The organism is Vibrio sp. Vb2131 (genome assembly GCF_033338535.1).
GTDB lineage: Bacteria > Pseudomonadota > Gammaproteobacteria > Enterobacterales > Vibrionaceae > Vibrio > Vibrio alginolyticus.
Genome location: NZ_JAWOSW010000089.1, coordinates 1 through 649 on the forward strand (window position 1 = coordinate 1; position 649 = coordinate 649).

General features: G+C 46.2%; 1 protein-coding gene. It reads right to left on the reverse strand.

Features of this window, described 5'->3' with window-relative positions; translation table 11 throughout:
• Positions 1–174: 174 nt before the first annotated feature.
• Positions 175–495 carry a DOPA 4,5-dioxygenase family protein gene (locus R7E38_RS23030; protein WP_005455725.1) on the reverse strand — a complete coding sequence of 107 codons (321 nt, stop codon included), beginning with the start codon at positions 493–495 and terminating at the stop codon, positions 175–177.
• Between the last annotated feature and the right edge of the window lie 154 nt (positions 496–649).

Consider the following 649-nt stretch of genomic DNA (forward strand, 5'->3'; position numbering starts at 1 on the left):
CTCAGCGAGTAATGTTCGTTTTAAAAACGAGCACGCTAACGATTTTAAACGTGCGAAGGCACACCTTTAGGTCTAGCACACTACGGGACGGATTGCAGGGAAGGAAATAGGAAGAGAGGGAACGCGCCCAAATGATATCGACGTCATACGTCTATGCCATTTGGGCAAAAATCGTTAATTTTCTAGCTTTTCTTCGAAAACACCTAGTTCGCGACCTAACCAAATCGCGCTCTCTGTGTGATCACGCAGTTCTCGTTCGCTGACCGGGTGAATAAGCACAGAAAAATCCCCACGAATGGTATCTAACCAAGCCAAAAACTCTTCACTGATCGACTCAAGGTGCATTTCAAACATCGGCATCTTGTGCGGGCCGACTAATCTGTCGACCAATGGATACACGCGCAACACATCTTGACGCTCTTGGCGGATGATCTCATTCAGAGCTTGTGCTTTTTCCAATTGTTGCAAAGGAAAGTAAACGTGAACGTGGTACATAACTTCTCCAATCTGAATTCTAAGTGTTGCACTCCCCCGTCATTCAAAGCCTGTGTAGCCATCTAAACACTGAGCCACACTAGGTTCGAATTAACGCCGCTTAGGCACGTTGGAATCCAAACTTCTTCAATTGACTGCCACCCTACCTTGATTC

Coding starts and splice junctions, on each gene's coding strand:
- R7E38_RS23030 (WP_005455725.1), bottom strand. CDS start 495: ATGTACCACGTTCACGTTTACTTTCCTTTGCAACAATTGGAAAAAGCA.